This window comes from Motiliproteus coralliicola (assembly GCF_003345655.1).
Taxonomy (GTDB): domain Bacteria; phylum Pseudomonadota; class Gammaproteobacteria; order Pseudomonadales; family Balneatricaceae; genus Motiliproteus; species Motiliproteus coralliicola.
Genome location: NZ_QQOH01000008.1, coordinates 1 through 3,113, shown reverse-complemented (window position 1 = coordinate 3,113; position 3,113 = coordinate 1). Strand labels below are relative to the sequence as shown.

At 51.3% G+C, this 3,113-nt stretch carries 1 rRNA gene; it reads left to right on the top strand.

What is annotated here, in order from left to right:
* Window positions 1-142: 142 nt before the first annotated feature.
* Window positions 143-3,034 (top strand): 23S ribosomal RNA (locus tag DV711_RS19210).
* The last annotated feature ends 79 nt before the right edge of the window (window positions 3,035-3,113 follow it).

Below are 3,113 nucleotides of genomic sequence, written 5' to 3'. Positions count from 1 at the left end.
CGCTCTTTAACAAAGTGGATCTGTGATTGAAGCAATCAAATTGAATCAGTTTAATTTTATTGTGTTCGATCAAGCGTTTATATCTGGCGATTAATATCGTATTAGTTCTGACGTATAACTTGGACACTGTTTTGGGTTATATGGTCAAGTGACTAAGCGTGCACGGTGGATGCCTAGGCAGTCAGAGGCGATGAAGGACGTTGTAGCCTGCGATAAGGTTCGGGGAGTCGGCAAACAGACTTTGATCCGGACATTTCCGAATGGGGAAACCCACCCGCTATAAGGCGGGTATCCTTACCTGAATACATAGGGTAAGGAGGCGAACCCGGGGAACTGAAACATCTAAGTACCCGGAGGAAAAGAAATCAACCGAGATTCCCTCAGTAGCGGCGAGCGAACGGGGATTAGCCCTTAAGCGTTTTGAGTTTTAGCGGAACACTCTGGAAAGTGTGGCCATAGTGGGTGATAGCCCCGTACGCGAAAAGGCTCTTAATGTGAAAACGAGTAGGACGGGGCACGTGAAACCTTGTCTGAACATGGGGGGACCATCCTCCAAGGCTAAATACTCCTGACTGACCGATAGTGAACCAGTACCGTGAGGGAAAGGCGAAAAGAACCCCTGTGAGGGGAGTGAAATAGACCCTGAAACCGTGTACGTACAAGCAGTGGGAGCGGATCTTGAATCCGTGACTGCGTACCTTTTGTATAATGGGTCAGCGACTTAATTTCAGTAGCAAGCTTAACCGTATAGGGGAGGCGTAGGGAAACCGAGTCTTAATAGGGCGTCAAGTTGCTGGGATTAGACCCGAAACCGAGCGATCTACCCATGGGCAGGTTGAAGGTTGAGTAACATCAACTGGAGGACCGAACACACGTATGTTGAAAAATGCGGTGATGACCTGTGGGTCGGAGTGAAAGGCTAATCAAGCTCGGAGATAGCTGGTTCTCCTCGAAAGCTATTTAGGTAGCGCCTCGTGTCTCACCTTGGGGGGTAGAGCACTGTTTCGGCTAGGGGGTCATCCCGACTTACCAACCCGATGCAAACTCCGAATACCCAAGAGTGCAATCACGGGAGACAGACGGCGGGTGCTAACGTCCGTCGTCAAAAGGGAAACAACCCAGACCGTCAGCTAAGGTCCCAAAGTTACAGTTAAGTGGGAAACGATGTGGGAAGGCTTAGACAGCTAGGAGGTTGGCTTAGAAGCAGCCACCCTTTAAAGAAAGCGTAATAGCTCACTAGTCGAGTCGGCCCGCGCGGAAGATTTAACGGGGCTCAAACTGTACACCGAAGCTACGGATGCCACTTTGTGGCATGGTAGAGGAGCGTTCTGTAAGCCGTTGAAGCGGAAGCTGTAAGGCACCGTGGAGGTATCAGAAGTGCGAATGCTGACATGAGTAACGATAAAGGGTGTGAAAAACACCCTCGCCGGAAGACCAAGGGTTCCTGTCCAATGCTAATCAGGGCAGGGTGAGTCGGCCCCTAAGGCGAGGCAGAAATGCGTAGTCGATGGGAAGCAGGTTAATATTCCTGCACCTCAGATAAGTGCGATGGGGGGACGGAGAAGGTTAGGCTAGCGCGGCGTTGGTTGTCCGCGTTTAAGGATGTAGGTTTGGATCTTAGGTAAATCCGGGATCCTTTAAGACTGAGATCTGATGACGAGCTCTCTTTTGAGCGAAGTAGTCGATACCATGCTTCCAGGAAAATCCTCTAAGCTTCAGCTTATTTGAGACCGTACCCCAAACCGACACAGGTGGTCAGGTAGAGAATACCAAGGCGCTTGAGAGAACTCGGGTGAAGGAACTAGGCAAAATGGTACCGTAACTTCGGGAGAAGGTACGCCGGTTTTGGTGATGGGACTTGCTCCCTAAGCTGAGGCTGGTCGAAGTGAAATGGTGGCTGCAACTGTTTATTAAAAACACAGCACTCTGCAAACACGAAAGTGGACGTATAGGGTGTGACGCCTGCCCGGTGCTTGAAGGTTAATTGATGGGGTTAGCTTAGGCGAAGCTCTTGATCGAAGCCCAAGTAAACGGCGGCCGTAACTATAACGGTCCTAAGGTAGCGAAATTCCTTGTCGGGTAAGTTCCGACCTGCACGAATGGCGTAATGATGGCCACACTGTCTCCACCCGAGACTCAGTGAAATTGAACTCGCTGTTAAGATGCAGCGTACCCGCGGCTAGACGGAAAGACCCCGTGAACCTTTACTACAGCTTCACACTGAACTCTGAACCTACTTGTGTAGGATAGCTGGGAGGCTTTGAAACGTGGACGCCAGTTTACGTGGAGCCAATCTTGAAATACCAGCCTGGTATGTTTGGGGTTCTAACCCAGACCCGTTATCCGGGTCGGGGACAGTGTGTGGTGGGTAGTTTGACTGGGGCGGTCTCCTCCCAAAGCGTAACGGAGGAGCACGAAGGTACCCTCAGCATGGTCGGAAATCATGCAATGAGTGCAAAGGCATAAGGGTGCTTAACTGCGAGACAGACACGTCGAGCAGGTACGAAAGTAGGTCTTAGTGATCCGGTGGTTCTGTATGGAAGGGCCATCGCTCAACGGATAAAAGGTACTCCGGGGATAACAGGCTGATACCGCCCAAGAGTTCACATCGACGGCGGTGTTTGGCACCTCGATGTCGGCTCATCACATCCTGGGGCTGAAGCCGGTCCCAAGGGTATGGCTGTTCGCCATTTAAAGTGGTACGCGAGCTGGGTTTAGAACGTCGTGAGACAGTTCGGTCCCTATCTGCCGTGGGCGTTTGATACTTGAGAAGAGCTGCTCCTAGTACGAGAGGACCGGAGTGGACGAACCTCTGGTGTTCGGGTTGTGTCGCCAGACGCATTGCCCGGTAGCTACGTTCGGACGGGATAACCGCTGAAAGCATCTAAGCGGGAAGCCTCCTTCAAGATAAGGTATCACCAGGGCCTCGAGCCCTCTGAAGAGCCGTTCAAGACCAGGACGTTGATAGGCTGGGTGTGTAAGCGTTGTGAGGCGTTGAGCTAACCAGTACTAATTGCTCGTGCGGCTTGACCATATAACGCCAAAGCGGTGTTAGGTTGGCACTGATACGAAACAAGCTAGATATAAACGATCGACACGTTGAACTGATTCAA